This is a genomic window from Agarilytica rhodophyticola (genome assembly GCF_002157225.2).
Lineage (GTDB): Bacteria > Pseudomonadota > Gammaproteobacteria > Pseudomonadales > Cellvibrionaceae > Agarilytica > Agarilytica rhodophyticola.
Genome location: NZ_CP020038.1, coordinates 6,205,855 through 6,223,519, shown reverse-complemented (window position 1 = coordinate 6,223,519; position 17,665 = coordinate 6,205,855). Strand labels below are relative to the sequence as shown.

The 17,665-nt window shown below is 38.6% G+C and carries 18 protein-coding genes; 15 read left to right on the top strand and 3 right to left on the bottom strand.

What is annotated here, in order from left to right; translation table 11 throughout:
* Positions 1-295 precede the first annotated feature (295 nt).
* The 3 genes from BVC89_RS25760 to BVC89_RS25750 all read left to right on the top strand — a co-directional run bounded on the left by BVC89_RS25760 (position 296) and on the right by BVC89_RS25750 (position 4,138).
* Positions 296-1,507: a serine hydrolase domain-containing protein gene (locus tag BVC89_RS25760; RefSeq protein ID WP_086933963.1), complete on the top strand. Its 1,212-nt coding sequence runs from the start codon at positions 296-298 to the stop codon at positions 1,505-1,507.
* 231 nt (positions 1,508-1,738) lie between these two features.
* Positions 1,739-2,950 carry a helix-turn-helix domain-containing protein gene (locus BVC89_RS25755; RefSeq protein ID WP_086933962.1) on the top strand — a complete coding sequence of 404 codons (1,212 nt, stop codon included), beginning with the start codon at positions 1,739-1,741 and terminating at the stop codon, positions 2,948-2,950.
* Positions 2,951-3,061: 111 nt separating this feature from the next.
* Positions 3,062-4,138: an alpha/beta hydrolase gene (locus tag BVC89_RS25750; RefSeq protein WP_086933961.1), complete on the top strand. Its 1,077-nt coding sequence runs from the start codon at positions 3,062-3,064 to the stop codon at positions 4,136-4,138.
* A 539-nt stretch (positions 4,139-4,677) separates the two neighbouring features.
* Here BVC89_RS25750 and BVC89_RS25740 read toward each other — a convergent pair.
* Positions 4,678-5,028, bottom strand: coding sequence for a hypothetical protein (locus tag BVC89_RS25740; RefSeq protein ID WP_086933959.1), 351 nt, complete (start codon positions 5,026-5,028; stop codon positions 4,678-4,680).
* Between the two features lie 327 nt (positions 5,029-5,355).
* Here BVC89_RS25740 and BVC89_RS30805 point away from each other — a divergent pair, with 327 nt between their 5' ends.
* A complete protein-coding gene (locus tag BVC89_RS30805; RefSeq protein WP_158658125.1) occupies positions 5,356-5,583 on the top strand; it encodes a phage integrase N-terminal SAM-like domain-containing protein in 228 nt (75 codons plus the stop codon).
* A gap of 11 nt (positions 5,584-5,594) precedes the next feature.
* On the opposite strand, the gene BVC89_RS25730 is transcribed toward BVC89_RS30805, so the two are convergent.
* Both BVC89_RS25730 and BVC89_RS25725 read right to left on the bottom strand, forming a co-directional pair.
* Positions 5,595-6,686 carry an NAD-dependent epimerase/dehydratase family protein gene (locus BVC89_RS25730; RefSeq protein ID WP_086933957.1) on the bottom strand — a complete coding sequence of 364 codons (1,092 nt, stop codon included), beginning with the start codon at positions 6,684-6,686 and terminating at the stop codon, positions 5,595-5,597.
* 101 nt (positions 6,687-6,787) lie between these two features.
* Positions 6,788-7,654, bottom strand: a complete 867-nt coding sequence (locus BVC89_RS25725) for a LytR/AlgR family response regulator transcription factor (RefSeq protein ID WP_086933956.1) — start codon at positions 7,652-7,654, stop codon at positions 6,788-6,790.
* 380 nt (positions 7,655-8,034) lie between these two features.
* On the opposite strand from BVC89_RS25725, the gene BVC89_RS25720 reads away from it, so the two are divergent.
* The 11 genes from BVC89_RS25720 (at position 8,035) to BVC89_RS25670 (ending at position 17,335) form a co-directional block, all read left to right on the top strand.
* Positions 8,035-8,916 carry a dienelactone hydrolase family protein gene (locus BVC89_RS25720; RefSeq protein WP_086933955.1) on the top strand — a complete coding sequence of 294 codons (882 nt, stop codon included), beginning with the start codon at positions 8,035-8,037 and terminating at the stop codon, positions 8,914-8,916.
* 815 nt (positions 8,917-9,731) lie between these two features.
* Positions 9,732-10,502 (top strand): response regulator, encoded by a 771-nt coding sequence (locus BVC89_RS25715; protein ID WP_086933954.1) that lies wholly within the window; start codon positions 9,732-9,734, stop codon positions 10,500-10,502.
* 87 nt (positions 10,503-10,589) lie between these two features.
* Positions 10,590-11,426 carry a GIY-YIG nuclease family protein gene (locus tag BVC89_RS25710; RefSeq protein ID WP_086933953.1) on the top strand — a complete coding sequence of 279 codons (837 nt, stop codon included), beginning with the start codon at positions 10,590-10,592 and terminating at the stop codon, positions 11,424-11,426.
* Between the two features lie 98 nt (positions 11,427-11,524).
* Positions 11,525-11,986, top strand: coding sequence for a hypothetical protein (locus BVC89_RS25705; RefSeq protein ID WP_086933952.1), 462 nt, complete (start codon positions 11,525-11,527; stop codon positions 11,984-11,986).
* 212 nt (positions 11,987-12,198) lie between these two features.
* The gene (locus BVC89_RS25700) at positions 12,199-12,552 is read left to right on the top strand and encodes a cation diffusion facilitator family transporter (protein WP_086933951.1); all 354 of its coding nucleotides are present in this window, start codon (positions 12,199-12,201) and stop codon (positions 12,550-12,552) included.
* Between the two features lie 1,096 nt (positions 12,553-13,648).
* Entirely contained in the window at positions 13,649-14,434 is a 786-nt protein-coding gene (locus tag BVC89_RS25695) for a PhzF family phenazine biosynthesis protein (RefSeq protein ID WP_086933950.1), read from the top strand.
* Positions 14,435-14,514: 80 nt separating this feature from the next.
* Entirely contained in the window at positions 14,515-15,081 is a 567-nt protein-coding gene (locus BVC89_RS25690) for a hypothetical protein (RefSeq protein ID WP_086933949.1), read from the top strand.
* Between the two features lie 53 nt (positions 15,082-15,134).
* Positions 15,135-15,629: a GNAT family N-acetyltransferase gene (locus tag BVC89_RS25685; RefSeq protein ID WP_086933948.1), complete on the top strand. Its 495-nt coding sequence runs from the start codon at positions 15,135-15,137 to the stop codon at positions 15,627-15,629.
* 26 nt (positions 15,630-15,655) lie between these two features.
* Positions 15,656-16,207, top strand: coding sequence for a cysteine hydrolase family protein (locus BVC89_RS25680; protein WP_086933947.1), 552 nt, complete (start codon positions 15,656-15,658; stop codon positions 16,205-16,207).
* A gap of 159 nt (positions 16,208-16,366) precedes the next feature.
* Positions 16,367-16,978 (top strand): hypothetical protein, encoded by a 612-nt coding sequence (locus tag BVC89_RS25675; RefSeq protein ID WP_086933946.1) that lies wholly within the window; start codon positions 16,367-16,369, stop codon positions 16,976-16,978.
* Positions 16,979-17,107: 129 nt separating this feature from the next.
* On the top strand, positions 17,108-17,335 hold the full coding sequence (locus BVC89_RS25670; RefSeq protein ID WP_086933945.1) for a type IV pilus assembly protein FimV: 228 nt from the start codon (positions 17,108-17,110) through the stop codon (positions 17,333-17,335).
* The last annotated feature ends 330 nt before the right edge of the window (positions 17,336-17,665 follow it).

Sequence of the window (17,665 nt, the reverse complement as noted above, 5' to 3'; positions counted from 1 at the left end):
CGGAAAAATGCTACCAGCCCCTAGGCGTTTTTCTGCCGTATCACTGCAGATAGCAGCCCATTGCATACTCAATAAGACCTCTTATTACCATCAGAATAAAATCATCTAAAAATCATGGAAACTTCAGGTATTTTGAATGCTGTTTGACTAAATTAGCCACTCGTTCAGCCACATTTGAAAACTGCAGACACAAACAATAACCCTACAACGGCAGATAAAAATACGTCACTAAGCATTTTTATTTTATCTGTTGCAGCGTTTATTCATGATATGAAGGTTAAATAAGAAGGTTAATATGATTATCAGTTCACCATTCAAACATTTGATTGCAATTACTTTGTTAAGTAGTTTTGGCAACCTTGCAATAGCAGGTGCGCAAAAAAATAATCACCATGCACCAGAGGCCACAGCTGCAGAGGCTGAGCTTCGATTTAGGGATATTCCTCTACTAGAAAAGCCTTTTATCGATACAACACCTGCGAAAAGAAAAGACGCTATTACTGTGGGTAAACTGGGCACAGATGGTGGTAATAAAGCCATGGTTGTCAAGCTGGCTAAGGAGATTGCTGAGGGTAAACATGGTAAATACGACAGTCTACTTATTGCTCACAAGGGAAAGCTCTTGTTTGAATCTTATTACCGACGTGGTCGCATCAACTTACCTCATTTTCAGGCGTCAGCGACAAAAGCTTATACCGGCTTAGCACTAGGGCGTGCTATGCAGTTGGGTTATCTTACTATGGCGGACCTGGACAAACCTCTAGTCACCTTTTTAAAAGATCTGAATCCTAAAAAATTTGTTGAGGGTGTAGAAAAGATCACCCTGCACCAGGCAATGATGATGAGTTCGGGGCTTAGCCTTACCCGGGAACAGCTTGACGAGCTCAGAAAAAATCCCGATCAGATAAAAGGTCAGAAGCTCGCTCAGGCTTATCTTGAACATAGCGCGCCGGTTACCAAAAGGTCTCAGGTCTTTTCTTATAAAGGCAGTGATCCAGACTTGGTCATGCAGGTTATCGAGGCTGTCGTGCCAGGCAGCGCCGAAGACTTCATAAAAAAAGAGCTGCTAAATAAAATAGGTATTACAAATTATCGCTGGCCGCAGCATCTGAATGGCTTGCCAGAAGCGGGGGCTATGGCAAGCATGACATCCCGCGATATGGTCAAATTTGGCATTCTCGCTGTGAATAAAGGCAAATGGAATGGTGAGCAGCTAATTCCCGAAGCCTTTATCGCCAAGGCAACAGACAGACTTATCATTCCAACTGATGAAGAGCTCCACTACGGTGGTAAAGATGTTTCTAAACAAGGTTATGGCTATTTCTGGTGGAGTGCCGATTTGAAATATGGCAATAAAAGTTATTTTAGTAGATCCGCCCAGGGTGGTTGGGGTCAATTTATCGTTCTTATCGAAGAGCTGGATCTAATGGTGGTATTTACTGCCCATGATAACGAAGCAGGTTATCTGCAAACGCTTGCCGAGAAAATTCTGCCCGCCTTTATTTAATGAGTGATATATAACGGTTATTTTATAGGAAAGGATTCCGAAGTATCTGCAAAGATCATGATAAGCGTTTTTAAAAGTTAGATATTGTTATATCTATAAGCCAATGGGAGGAGTAAATTCCTCCTTTATTTAATATTGCAATGTGCCTTTATTTAACCGACAGTGTCCATTATTCTAACTTGCTCAGAAGCTGTTTAGTTAGCTAGGTGATTATTAAGGTACAGCTAAGGTATGGAAATTCTTCAATCCTCACTATACGCCGTTGCTATTGGTCTTAGCTTATTTTGCGTTTTACTTGCTCAGCATGGCAAAGCTGATGTGAAGGTGAGGTTTTTTACCGCCTTTCTGGTGATACAAACAATGAGATTTGTTTGTGAGTGGCTGATGATTCATCCCGAGATGCCCTTCACCATGTTCTGGCTATTTGGTGTGATGGCGCTCTCGCTGCTGGTTTCACCTTTAGCATGGGCATTCGCAAAAGATTTAAGTCATAACACTTATCCCTTTGCAATACGCAAGCTTCTGCCACATGCAGTGGTGATCTTAGTTGGTGTTTTGCTGCTAGTCCCTTTATTTGCAACATTATTTAACAGTAGTCCTTTTACTCAATTAACCTGGCCTGGAGCACCGCAATATGCGCTAGTGCATGTCACTATGCTGCTCATGGTGGGCGTTTTTCTGCTCCAATCTGCCTATTATATTCGTGAATGCATAATATTGTTCTATCAACGTATTGAGCAGAATAAAGGCTTATTCGCTCAAGTATCTGATTTGGGTAGTAACACCTTACGTATTCTAGTGGTAGCCGTAATTGCAAATTGCATCGTTAGTGTGCTGCGCGTTCTGTATTGCTGGGCCTTAGATGAGGAAGCGTTGCTAAATACCCTGTTCGCCGGTTTACAGGTAACGTGTTTAGCTTATGTAGCTTATGCCGTTTTACGGCAGGCATTTGCAAAAAATGCCCTCGACTATGAGCGCAAAGTATTATTTGAGAATGCGTCGACTGACACTAAGGAAAAGATTAAAGAAAAGACGAAAGAGAAGAAAAAGTATCAAAAATCAGGCCTAGGTGATAAACGTCGGCAGAATATTCTCACTCAATTAGAGCAACTTCTGGGCGTTGAAAAAATCCACCATGACAGTGGTCTAAACCTTAGTATTCTATGTGAGCGCTTGAATGCCTCCCCTCAAGATGTGTCACAAGTGATCAATGAAAGTGACTATGAAAACTTTTACCAAATGATCAATCGACACCGAATCTCAGATGCACAAAGGCTGTTGATTGATAGGGAAGATCTCAATGTGTTGCAAGTGGCTTTTGAGGTTGGTTACAGCTCCAAATCTACTTTTAATAACGCATTTAAAAAGTTTGCTGGCTGCAGTCCCAGCGATTATCGCGCAAGGCATCTTAATCCGCTTGTATCCAAGCAGGTGACTGCTTAATTCACCTTAACCCGTCCTAATTCATACTAATTCGTCCCTTCCGATCGGGTAGGACGCGCTCTTTTGGTTATTCGCGCAAGCTACTCATGGTTTATTCAATAGGAGCTGACCATGAATTCTAAGATACATCCTTTTATTACAACCCTATTACTTTGCTTATCTCTATTTAGCTATGGACAACAACCCAAATACAACACAAGCGATTGGACCATAGAGCGCTTCAAATTTGAATCTGCAATTTTGGCAGAAAATAAGGTGAACTTAAAAACCGAACGTGAGGTAATGGTGTGGCTTCCCCCTAGTTATTCTAAAAGCAATAAGTCGTACCCCGTTATTCATTATCTACACAACGCAAATTGGAGCAATCGTCAGCTAGCCGAACACGATCGTATTCAAGACACATTTTCCCGCGCTTTAAAGAGAGGGCTCATTCAAGAATTTATTTTCGTTGCCGGTGATTTTACAACCACATATGGTAGTGGAACCTTCTTCGGTAACAACGCCGTAGGTGGACGCTGGGAAGACCATATAGTTGAAGAACTGGTGCCAGAAATTGACCGGCGTTATAGAACCCTTGCTAAAAGTGAATCGCGAGTAATCAGTGGTGACTTTTTCGGAGGTTACGGCGCATTGCGAATCGCCATGCACCACCCTAATATATTTTCTAGCGTTTACGCCTCCCATCCAGTAGGCACAGGTTATGGCAAAAGGATCATCAGTCCCTTCCCAAACTGGGAATTACTCAACACTGCCAAATCATATGATGATTTAGAAAATGCCAGCGGCTACGACCATGCATTTCTAATGATGGCACAAGCCTTTATGCCAAATTTAAGCAAACCACCCTTTTACGTTGATTGGATAATCGATATAAAAAACGGTAAGCGAGTTGCAAACCCAAAGCAGATTACCCGACTTAGAAACAACTTCGCCTTCATCCGCTATATGATGAGCAATATTGATAAGCTCCGCCAGCTAAAAGCAATAGGCTTCGACTGGGGACGTCACGACCCCAACTTTGCCCATGTGGAAGGTAACAGAGACTTCGCCCAAGCACTCCACGATCTCGGCATTGCCCACCAAGCCGAAGAATTCAACGGCGATATGTGGGCTGGAAAGTGGATACCTTATGGCAGAGTAGAAAATGACATGCTGCCGTTTTTTCAGCGGTATCTTGCTTTTGAGTAGTTATTCTTTCTACTAACCAGTTTTTCCAATAACTGTGCTTTCCAATAACTATGGCTTCAGCTGGTAGGGTGACGCATTGAAGCCATTGTGTTTATGTTTTTTATCTAATTATTCAGAAGTCTTCTTATCTGAGGACATTGCGATAATACTTATCCCTTTTATCTTTTTAATAAGGCCAATGACAGTAGAGGCTTCAAACGACATTTCGACAGTGTTTTTTTGGTTTGGACTTCTGAAAGTAAAAAAGCTACACCAATCCAAAGAATATAGTTTTCCTTAAACTCAAGCAATGAAAGACGTTTGAGGAAACTGTCGTCAGAGAACAGTAATATCACAGGTATAAAGCTCCCTAGGAAATACGCCTTTTTATGAAGTTTCAATACATTTGTAATTGTTGATATATCCATGATTTCTCTTAAAAATATAACGCAAAGCTAACGGGCAATAATACCGCGTTAAAGTGCGAAGCACTGTGGTGTTATTGTCCTAGTGACTGAAGGGAACGAGTTAAGCGCCTGTTAGGTGCGTTTAAAAACACCCTATGTTGTCTCTTTTTTAGTATTTGACCAAGCAAAAGCAGAACTTGAAAGTAAGCTGATGACAACGAGAAATATAGCAATATTCTCGTTGCTCGGGGACAAATTGAAACTTCCACCCATCGTTGCGGCAAGCATAAGCAAAAGGAAAGACAAAAACGACAATATGAAAAAGCCGATACCGAGAATGCGTGCTGCAGAATTGAGGTTTTGAAAGAATATAGATAGCACCATCGCAAATGCCAAAATGCACACAGCGACCAAGGCTTTATTGGGGCCGAAAACTGAGGCTGAATAAAACGCGCCAGAAATGATAGCTATAGTAGTTAAGACTTTAAAAAAAGAAGAAATCATTTATTCGACCATAAGCACCTAACAGTTTAATCAAGAGACCTGTTCCACTTATCACTATTCTCCTGATCAATATTATCTACCCTTTGCATTTCAAAGGCTTAAGTCATCATAAACTGATCAAGAGAATAGGTCTACTGATCTTAGTGTTGTCAGATGATAGCTTTTGATGGAAAATGTTGTCTTTACATACAGCTATTTTAATAAATTATTATAGATGATATTCGTGCGACTATGCCTGCCGGTTCGCCACGGCTACTTGATCAACTTCGGCTACATACACAAAAAAATGGTTTGGCTTATCGATCAGAGTAAACCTAGATTCATTGGTTGAAATGGGTTATATATTTTCACAATAAACAGCATCCCAAAGTGTTGGAAGCAAAACAGATTGAGGACTTTCTAGAGGATTTATCCAATACACGCTATTGCTCAGTCAACATACAACATATCACTTTGAACGTACTCGTGTATTTGTATAAGCGCTTCCTCTTTCTTGTCTTTGTCATAGGCAGCGTCACCATAAGGTGGCTGCCTTATCTGAATCAATTCATCTGAACGAGTAAGGATTACCCCTTTTGCTCTCTCTGCCAAAGCCGGATAATTTCCTGCTCACGTTCACTTGACATTGTTTTAGTGTCTGGATGACCAAAGACAAAATCTCCCTTAGGGTTGCGCTCATGGTATCCACGTAATTGATCTTCTAAGAGGGCTTCAAATGGGCGATTCTTCAGTCCAGCTTCAAGTGCTTTTGATACATCAAATCTATATCTTCCTGGTGGTTTGTTGTGGTCGTAAATTAATTTCACATTATTTGCCCGCAAAAATGACTGGGGAATGTAATGCAGCCGTACTTTGCTATTGGTGGCTTCTACTATAGATTGAATATAGTCTCGGAATAAAAAGGGTGGGTAACATACGTTATAAGCCCCTAGTTTACTCGTGTTACTGCAATGGGTCATAAATCTAGACAGGCTGACCATATCGGTGATTTGATAATACGTTGTATCTGCGGGTAATACGAGATCGCCACCACGCTGTATTTTCACTTGCCAGTAGGGTTCATGGATTGGATTGGTGGTGCGTGCTCCCCGCATGCCATGAGAGCGGAAAAATGTGCTTCTCTCTGGCAAGATTTCCATGAGAGCTTTTTCGGCAAAGGTCTTTCTTATAGCGTAGCGGTTGTCGGTGATGATTGCTTCTTTTTCGCTAGGCAGTGGATTAAGCGGTTCGCTTTCTGCTATGCCAATGTTATCCCATTTGTCATAAACTGAAATGGTTGAAACGTATTGATACTGATCTACTTTATCTGATAGGAGCTGAGCAGTATCCGCAACAGCTTTTGACGAGCCTTGCCATGTATCTACAACCCAATCCCAATGTCGATTATCATGCTTCAGTGCAGCAAGTCCGCTGCCATCGGCGGTTTCTCTATCGCCGCGTAGCTTTTCAAGCTTAGGGAATAAATGTGGATTGGTTTTTCCACGATTAAATAGGGTAACGGAATAGCCTTGTTTAAGGAGTTCTTCAACGAGTATTGGGCCAAAAAAACCAGTTCCCCCTAAGACAAGTATTTTCTTGGTTTTGGGCAAAGCCAAGAGCGAAGAACTTGCTAATAAACTCAGTGCACAACTTGCTTTGATAAAATCTCTTCTATCCATAATGTCCGCCATGTTTTTTAGTTTATGGCGACTATAGGGTTTTTAAAGGGGGCCAAAAAAGTGCAATTTGACGAAGTATGTCAAATTTGGTGTGAATGCTGTTATAGATTGAGGCGAGTTTTTATATCCCGCCAGTAGGTTGGGCCAATGGTTACGGTATGATCGTTAGCAAGAGTGAGTTCAACCTTGCTACGGTTGACTCTATGGCTAGACTGGATTTTGTTTACATTAACAATGTTTGATCGACTTACTCGTATAAAATTGGTTTGATCAAGCATTTTTTCAATGTGCTTAAGGGAGTCGCGAGAAATCAACTGCCCTTCCACTGTATGGAAGCATATATAGTTGCCTGCCGCTTCAACGCAAAAAATATCTTCTTGCTCTATCCACTGATTGCTTTTCCCATCACTTACCTGGATCTTTTGCACTCTTTCATTGGTGGGTCTTTGAGTATTCTCATCGCTGGTGCTTTCACTAGTGCCCTTTTCACAGTTGACCGTGGTTTCACTTGGACTGGTTAAAGAGCGATTGAGCATCAGCAACCAAAAAATAGTGAACACAAACAGGTGCTGTAGCCATCGTTTACTATAAAAGCGCCAGAAATCATCCCAAAATGGTCGACTAGGGGTTCCGATAACATAATCGATACTGACCACTATAAAAGTTTGCAAAAACCCACAAGCAATAGCGATAACAGCGATTATCAATACATTTCTTATTGATAACTGTGTAAATCGGGCTTGATTTGCGAATACAGAAAACAGACATCCAAACATTACAAACCATACGAACCAGTCGCGAAAGCTCCAGCGGACAGAATTCCATAAGGTTTGTTTAAAATACCAATAAAAATGAATTGTCTGAATAATACTGAGACACAACCATCCAATTACCAGTAACAAAATCATTTTGTATGTTACTGGTTGCCCCAAAGAGCCTAGATTTCTTTCTCTATTTAGAAACGTCATGTTTGTATTTTGTACGATAAACCCAGAGCGTGATAAGTTAGCGCGCCATTATTTGACAAATGTTTGCGTATAATAGCATTCTGTGCGCAAAATCTCCCCATGAGAGTGGTTCGTCAAAATTGCCCTCACACGCTATCACATGGTTATAACGTTTTATCGCAACACTATTGTAAACAACGAATTAATTTGGTTATTTTCGGCTGAATAAATATTTTCATAGCATATCTAAAATATTGCTAATGGATATTTTAGACGTTTTTAGACGCTGTCTTATAACTTGCGAACGCAGACGAGACAAGGCAAAAGTACTCGAAAAAGCGCAGCAGTTATGAAACAGCTTCTAATAATTTTCAAGCTAAATATATCAATAAGGTGTAGTCATGTGCGATGAATTCACAGAAAAAGATAATGAACAATTCCCCTTAAATAATGGCAATTTAAGCAGGCGCGATTTTAATAAAATAAGTATGACAGCTTTTATGCTAGCCTTGCTTCCTAAGACGGCATTTGCAGCTGAAGTGACAGAGACGCGTGTTGAAGTGTCAACACCAGATGGTCGTGCTGATTGTTATTTTGTTCATCCTTCTCGCGGTAAGCACCCTGGTGTTCTTTTATGGCCAGATATTAAAGGGCTGCGCCCGGCTTATAAAGCCATAGGCAAGCGCTTGGCTGAGGCTGGCTATTCAGTTTTGGTAGTAAATCCATATTACCGAGATGCTGAAGCACCGGTGGTGTCTCCAGATGCAAGTTTTGGTGATCCTAAAACTATGAGCCTTTTGAGGAGTATGGCGTCGCAGCTTACTCAAGGGGCTGTTAGCTCCGATGCTAAAGCATATATCGATTTTCTTGATAATCAACGCAGTGTCGACCCGGGTCGTAAAATAGGCACAATGGGCTATTGTATGGCTGGTGAGCTTGTTGTGCTGACGGCGGCTGCCGTTCCGAATCGTGTTGGCGCAGTGGCTTCATTTCATGGCAGCAGAAGCATAGTTACAGATGGGCCTGATAGTCCACATCTTCTTATTTCCAAATCATCAGCACGTGCGCTTCATGCCGTTGCTGAAAATGATGATCAAAGATCCCCTGAAACTAAAGACATCATAAAAGCAGCTTATAAATCGGCAGGTATATCTGCAGAAATTGAAGTTTATGAAGGTACCTTGCATGGCTGGTGCACACCGGATTTCCATGGTTATCATAAAAAACAGGCAGAAAGGGCATGGAGTCGTCTTTTGCATTTGTTTAAAGCAACTTTAGCTTAACTTTAGGTGACGGTAATTCATGGGATGACATACCACCTTGTCAAACACTATTAGCGTAATAATATGATAGATAATCATTCTTAAGTTACATGAGGATATCGCCAAAGTTTAAGGAGCTGGGCTTTTATCATTCCTCTCAATTATTGTGATCAATACTGTGAGATGGAATGGTTGGGATCCAAAAGACTTGTGAAGTGACTGGTTAAATTATCCAATCTCATACGTTTTTTTAGCGCTACTAAATATTAATTCATGGCTGTGGATATTGGCATTCTTGGGTTATGGTAAGAAATATCTAAACGCAGGAAGTAATACGCTTAAGTACTGCAATAGTGCGGTCTTCCCGTTTTACATTTTACATCAAACGATGATAGTGATTTTGGGGTACTATGTGGTTCAAACGGCAGATAACGATGCCTTTAAGTACGCCTTTTTACTCGTCGTGTGTTTTCTTATTAGCGTAGGAATTTACCATTTATATATACGCCCATATAAATGTGTGAGGCTTCTATTTGGTTCTAAGTAGTAATCTTCTAACACCTAGGTGTATTGAATATTTTAAGTATCACCGATAAGTGAGAGTATGTAACAATCATCAACTAACAGACTATCGGACAAAAATTTAACATCTCTAATTCTGATATTGGATTAAAACGACAAATACACGACCTGAATTAAGAAAATAAGAATTTTCTCGGGCTTTGAGTAAGTGGCGTATATAATATTTTTTTGTCATTTTTTTGAATAAAAACTAAATATAAATAATGTTAGTATTGAGGCTGTCTAAGCTGATTGTTGTAGGGTAAGGAGTGTCGATGAGCGTCAAGGAATTTTCAGAGTCAGCTATAGGCTTCACTAAAAGTCCTTTAGGAATAATCGCTCTATTTATCGTGCTCATCTATGGATTTGCCTCTCTAGTTGTTGGCTTTGGGCAAAACTTATCAAACCATATTGCACCTTTGATTTACTTTATGGTCTTCTTTCCTGTTATGGTGTTTCTTGGGTTTTTATGGCTTGTCGCAAAGCATCATAAAAAACTCTATGGGCCATCGGACTTCAAAGATGAAGAAAACTTTCTTAAAAGCCAGCTCTCATCTGCTATTTCACTTGCTGCTGCTGTTTCAAAACAATCTGGAGGCGAAAGGGAGTTAAATCAAGATCAACTAGAAGAGGTTGTTGATATTATTTCAAATACCAAGCAACAGCCATCGTCGGAGAAATGGAAAAATTGCATTCTATGGGTCGATGACCACCCCGAGAATAATTTTTATGAGCGTCAAACCTTTGAAAATCAAGGTTTACATTTTAAGCTCGCACTTTCAACTGAAGAAGCTCTCAACACTCTAAAATACGAAAAGTTCGCAGTCATAATCTCAGATATGGGACGCAAAGAGGGGCCCCAAGAGGGATACGCTTTACTGAATGAGCTAATAAAATCAGGTAATCAAACGCCATTTATTATATATGCCAGCTCTAGCTTGCCAGAGCATAAGAAAATAGCCCGTGAAAAAGGAGCTTTGAGTAGTACCAATAGACCACAAGAGCTGTTTCAGCTAGTAATGAGAGCAATACAAAATGGCTTATAAAAATAACATTAAATTTACTCTCGTTAGTCATAGGATGCTCATTACCAATGTTTTTTATATGAGCGTTATCTTTTATAGGAGAATTCATTGCAAGCCGCAACAATAAAGTTATTTTTAGTTCACGGAAGTCCGAGCGGACTGAGGACAGCTGAGCTTTCGAATTGGTCGGGGAAAGCTGTTGCCGCACCGAGAACAGAAATCTCGTCGTTGTTAAAGAGAGAGGAGTTAACGAGCCCTGGTTTTTACTTTCTGACGGGTGTTGATCCGGATAGCGGAGATAGAGCAATTTATATTGGGGAGGCAGAGAATGTTGCGAATCGCCTAAAAGCTCACTCGTCAAAAGATTTCTGGAATTCAGTGACGGTCTTTGTATCTAAAGACGAAAACCTCACAAAGGCACATATTCGATACCTAGAAGGTATTCTTATTGAAAAAGCAAATAATAACGGTTCTGCCGTTGTCGTAAATTCGGTAAATAGTGGAGCCAAGTTGCCTGAATCTGATGCGGCCGATATGGATATTTTTCTTGAAAAATGTCTTCAACTTCTGCCTGTGTTAGGCGTCTCATATTTTAATGAAAAAATCGATCCAGTTAGTGATTCAAAAGAGCTTCTATATTGTAAAATTAAAGGATTAATTGCAACAGGAAAAAGAACCGCGAATGGGTTCCTTGTTTTTGAAGGCTCTCAGGCAGTACTTGAGCATAGACCATCTGCCGTCCATTCAATCAAGAAGAGAGAGCTTCTTATTGATAAAGGCTTTTTAAAGAAGGATGGTGATTATTTCGTGTTTTTGAAAGATATAGAGTTTGGCAGTCCAAGCACTGCAGCTAGAGTAGTTAGAGGTGGTGCATCAAACGGATTAACTGCATGGAAGAATAGTAAAGGTGTGTCTCTAAAAGAGCTAGAAGAAAATGAAACTTAATAAATAACTCTATAAGAAAAAAGTTTACTACAGCATGCTTTACTTATGCTGCGGATATTAGGATATAGAAAATTACCTTTATAGTTTAGGTTGGAAAAATGAGAAAATCTCTAACTTATATTCTGGAACATCCTAAATGGGCAGGCATTGGTGGTTTTGTAGGTATCGCGGGTCTTCTCGCAGCGTTCTTACCAATGTCAAAAAATGAAGTAATACAAGTGCAAGGTCTATACTCTGGTCATATTGAGGGTGGCACGTTTGAGTTGTGTTTGGTTCAAAATGGTACTGATGTTAGAGGCGTTATGTCATTTCCTGGGTCTCCTAAAGAATATTCGGTTGATTACAAAGGTCTGGCTACAGAAACGGAAGTTCGTTTTACTTGGGATAGATTTGCTAATCATCCTAACGGCCCCGATAGTGGTTTAGCAGTTATGGCTCCTGCTGACTCAAAAAATACTTTTTCAGGTTATTGGGAAAGTAAAGAAATTAATTTCAATAGACAAGAATGGAATCCCATAAAAATAAAACAAGACTGTGAGCTTTTTATGTTTAGTGGTTGACTGTTAGTTTAAACTTAATTTTTATTTTAAAGTAACTCGGCTTATAAATGAGTTCAGAGTATCAATCAGGCATTAGTTAAAAAGGAATATCATGAATAGGAAATAGGTGTCATCTAATAGCAGTTAATAACTGGCTATCAAAAAATTAAAACTATGAGTGGAAGAGATAAGGACAAGTTCATTGGTGATGGCCAGTGTTTTGTATTATTTATATGACTGAAAATAAATATAAAAATAAAGTGTTTCCCGGATATGAAAAGAAATTCATACGAAATTTTACCTCTGTATTTGTATTATTTATAATTTTATTTCTTGTAGGTTATTTTGGTAGTGAAGCAATAGGAATATTATTAGGGGTAAAATCGGGAAATATATTAGGGGTAATTATAGGAATAGCTTTCTTATCAATATCTTGGATATTTATTTGGTTTTTATGGTCGATTAAAACCTCAAAATGTCCAAGATGCTCGGGTAATCTGAAAGAGGCTAAAGATACAGGTGAGTGGGTTCTCGTATGTCATCAATGTGAAGTAAATTGGCTAACAAAAATTAGTAAAGATAATTGATGAAAAGTTTTTATAAAGGTATCGTTGTCGCTGTTTTATTTATGCACTAAAAGTGTTTAGTCTGGAGCAAAAAATAGTTACAAATCTACTTCTAAGTAGAGCGTTAAATATCCACTCAAGGAATTAATAATGAATCAAAGTAAAACGATAATTTTACTTACAATTACCAATTTGGTATCCATCCCTATTATCGCTATACTAGGGTTGTATCTAGAGTCTACTTTACCTTCTCCGCTTGTAAGTTTCCTAGGGCCTGTTCACACAAATTGAATCGCGCCTGCTGGAGCGTATTTTTTTCGTATTCTAGGCGCTGTGAGTGCTGTTTGGTCATTCCAAATGAACGAACAGCAACGCAGAATACGGGAAAAATACGCCCAGCCCTTCGGGTCGACCCTAAAACACGCCATTTGTCGTTGCTCGTCACTTATTTGGCCCACCAAACTGCGCTTCTCGCGCCTAAACTGGCGTGTTTTAGGGTCGACAGGAGCGATTCCATTAGTGTGAACAGGCCCTAGAACATGAAATGGAGAGGGAAAATACTAAAGTGGAATGGTTTTTTATCTTTATTTTAATCTCTGCGTTCCTCGTTCATATCGTTGCTTTATTTGGAGTTTTACTATACAGAGTGTGGTCGCGTACGGCTCTATTATATACAAGTCTACTGCTCTATTTGCTTACACCATTTTGGGGCCCTTATGTAGCACACGGATTGTCCGCGACTCTAGATAACTTCTCATCTTTTATCCTCGGAGCACTATTGGCGCTATTGTTTTTTGGACAATCACCATTTAATAAGCCAAATTCTCAAGAGACTGTCAGCAACTCTTCTTAGGGTATTATTCAACCCACGCCGAGATGATTGTGTTCAATCATTATGACTAAATGAGCCATTTTTGATGCATAATATTCAGAGTATACCTATAGCACTCTATCCTCTGGTCTTAATAATAGCGTTTGGAATGAAGCCTTGCTTAACAACACTCCAGCTTGGTAACTTTTCTGCTGTTCGTTTTTGTGCTTGAATAGAACAACACTCACAGCTACAAAGTTGCATCTATAGTGGCGTTATAAAGAAAACCGAGGTCGTAATTAGAAGATGGATATATTTATAGTTGATGCGTTTACTGATCAACCTTTTAAAGGTAATTCGGCGGCAGTTGTTCCTGTTGAAGAATGGTTGTCTGATGAACTAATGCAAGATATAGCAACAGAAAATAATCTATCAGATACAGCCTATATAAAAAAAGTGGGTTCCAAAAAATACGAAATTCGCTGGTTTTCACCGCTAACGGAGATCGATTTTTGTGGCCATGCGACTTTAGCCTCTGCTTATGTATTGTTTAATGAATTCGGTGTTGAAGGCCAAGTTAAGTTTATAACCCGAGCAGTAGGGAACTTAGATGTTATTCTTAATGCTAGGAATGAAATCGAAATGACCTTCCCAAATCAAAAACCAGAGATTATTCCTTCTATCCCAACACAATTGCTACAAGGGCTATCAAAAAAACCTATTGAGGTTCTTAAAAATAGGCAAGCGTACTTTGCTATCTATGATAGCGAATATGATGTTGTGGAAGTTACTTATGAATCACAACAATTAAAACAACTAGCACCTCTGGATGTAGTTGTGACAGCTAAGTCCAAAAAATATGACTTCGTATCTCGTTACTTTTGGCCCGCAAATGGTGGTGAAGAAGATCCAGTTACGGGTTCTATCCACTCTGGCTTAGCACCATATTGGGCGGATAAGCTAGGTAAGTTAGACTTGCTTGCTTACCAAGCTTCCAAAAGAGGTGGTGTTTTAAAATGCAGTGTTTCAGGAAAAACTGTTGTTGTTTCAGGTAAGGGCGTTTTGTATTTAAAAGGAAAGATTAACGTTTAGTGAAAACTTACTTTATCACAAAGGCTTTTGATATTACTCAAAAATATCACTGGTTCACTTACACTTTAAGTGAGGGGTAAATGGTATCTACACTTATACAGAACATTATTGTTTCTGATGTTTTTGGAAGGACAGAAGCATTAGAGGAATTAGCCTCTAATTTCTCTGGGATAACAGTAATCCATGATCCTTATTCCGCAAAATATATGTCGTTTTCAAACGAGCAAGAGGTATATACATATTTTACAGAGCAAATCACTTTAGATAGATATTCAGACAGCTTGCTCAAACGGATTCATTCCAGTAGTACATGGCTAAACCTTATTGGTTTTAGTGTTGGTGCATCAGCAATTTGGAGAGTTTCTAAAACTCCCAGTATTAATAATGTTGTGAGCGCTTATTGCTATTATGGTTCTCAAATCAGACGTTTCTCAGATATTGAGCCACTATTTCCTACAACCCTTACTTTCCCCGTATCAGAAAATCACTTCTCTGTAACAGAGCTTATGGATAAATTGAGTAACAAACCTAACATTACTATCAGACAAGTTCCTTACTTACACGGTTTTATGAATACTCATTCTGTAAATTATGATCGACAAGGTTATAAACGAGAAGTTTTTTTATTGCGTGAAATGTTGTCTTAATAAATGTATTACTTTCATGTGTATGTGTTTTATGTCTTAAAAGGTAAATTTTGATGATTCGAGAAATGAATTTCCAAGACTTCACTGTGTTTTGGGCGACGCTATTAGAGATAGTAAAAGCTCAGGAAACTTATGCATTCGAGCCTAATATAAGTTTTGAACAAGCATATGAATTGTGGTGTGAGATACCAGAAAAAACTTTTGTTCTTGAAGAAAACAATCAAATCTTAGGCTCTTATTACATCAAGCCTAATGGGATGGGGCCAAGCAAACATATTTGTAATTGTGGTTATATGGTAGTGCCACAGTTTAGAGGCAAAGGTGTAGCGCGCAGATTGTGTGAACATTCACAACTTATAGCGATAGAGTTAGGCTTTAAAGCTATGCAATTTAACTCAGTCGTTTCAACTAACCAAATTGCGATCCTGTTATGGCAAAAGTTAGGATTTAGTATTATTGGTACGATTCCTAAAGCTTATTTACACAAGAAAATAGGTTATGTTGATAGTTATATCATGTATAAGCAACTACAAAACCACGATATTTAATAAATCTAAGAATTTAAGAGGAAGATATGAGCAATAAAGCCTTAATAGTTATTGATGTCCAAAAGGGATTTGATGATACGTATTGGGGACAAAGAAACAATCTGGAGGCGGAGTCAAAAATTTCTAAGTTGATATCCGTATGGCGATCCCATGATTACCCACTTGTTCATGTTCAACACTGTTCAACAAATTCAGATTCACCCCTCCATCCAAGCAAATCAGGCAACGATTTCAAGGATATAGCTATACCAGCACCTGGAGAGAAGCATATCAAGAAGTCAGTTAATAGTGCCTTCATTGGTACCGATCTTGAGAGTTATTTGAAAAGCAAGTCAATAACAGACCTTGTTGTAGTTGGTTTGACCACAGACCATTGTGTATCAACTACTGTTCGTATGGCCGGCAACCTGGGGTTTGGTGTAACTTTAATCTCTGATGCAACAGCCACATTTGACCGTGTTGGTTATAATAATAAAAGCTATACTGCAGATGAAATACATGAAGTACATTTGGCTAGTCTAAATGATGAATTTTGTATTGTAAAAACTACAGAGGCTTTGTTGAAGATAGTTACATAACGGCAAAAGTTTAACACCTTTACTGTCGCTAGGTTTTGTGTTTCGATAGCTTAAAACAAATAGAGCCCAAGTTTACAGGTTATTGTTAAGTTATATGTAATGAGTATGGATTATAAGTTAATAGGCGCATTCAAATACTTAGGTTAAATAAGATTAGCTATGCTTAAATTATTTCAGAAAATTAATAAGGCAAATATTTCACGTACAGAAACACAAGCATGCCCGTCAGATGAACACATAAAATCAATAGAATCTCTGAATCTAGATTCTTATATTATCGTCGATTGGGGTGTTAAAGCCATATCAGTGTTTGATGATTTGCATTACGATCGGTCAGACCTTGATGTGATGGCTCCTGGCATGCGCCGGTATGTTAAAAACAAGCTAGAGTCGATAGGTTTTGCACAGATATCAGGCTGTCGCTTTAAAAATGAGGTGTACGATATCGTTTGTGAAATGCCTAAATTAAACGTGAAAGGTGCGTCGCCATTTGATGCCACTAATTATATAAAGAAACGTGAGTATGACTTATTTATTATGACACCCACTCAATTAGCTGCGCACTATATCGATTCTTTGGAGCATGCAGAAGCAGTCGAAAAAATTATGAATTTAGTGCATAAACATCCTGTTAATCTTTTTAAGATTATGGATTTTGTTGAAGACAAAGTAGCACATCAAAATTTTTTAAGTGTCATTCATCATATTATAAATGAACAAAAAAAAGCAATTAAGACTGAACCTTTGTGTAGGTTGAAAAGTTTGAAATAAAGGAATTTATCTATTTAATTTTACATAAGCTCGGTGTATATAACAAAGGACTTTGCTATTATCAATAATCTACTTAGAATTGAAAAACTGTGATTTTTCGCTAATGAATATAGTGTTAGAAGGGAAAATATGGATATAAGTTTAGTTGTGATGGCTGCGATTGTCGTGGTTTGTATTATATTTTTACTAAAAAAATCAAATAGGCCACGAGACTATACAGATGTACCAAAGATATTGGCTGAAGTGGACATTTATATAAAATATGGTAAAAAAGATCAGGCCAGGCAGCTACTGATCAAGTGCTTAGAGCATTCTCCAAATAATAGAGAACTCAAAAAGGCATTGCAGTCTATATAAAAGTAAGTATGCTAAACGGAGCTGTACCGCTTTACTTATATTTCTATAGTTATTATGCATAGTACAATTACATCGATGATGCTTAAATTTTATAATAGTGTGCCTTCGTAGGTGGCATCATGTATACAATAGGTTTTTATTATATGGCTCGTTGGAAGAAACTATTAATATGGATAACTAGATAAATATAGAAGCATCAGAAAGCTGCACCAATGTAACTCCAGGTAGTAATTTTTTTTCAGTACTAATATAATCTGCTCTCATAGATATTACATGATAAATATTTTTTGAGTGAATATATAGATTATTGATAAGTTCCAAACTAAATAA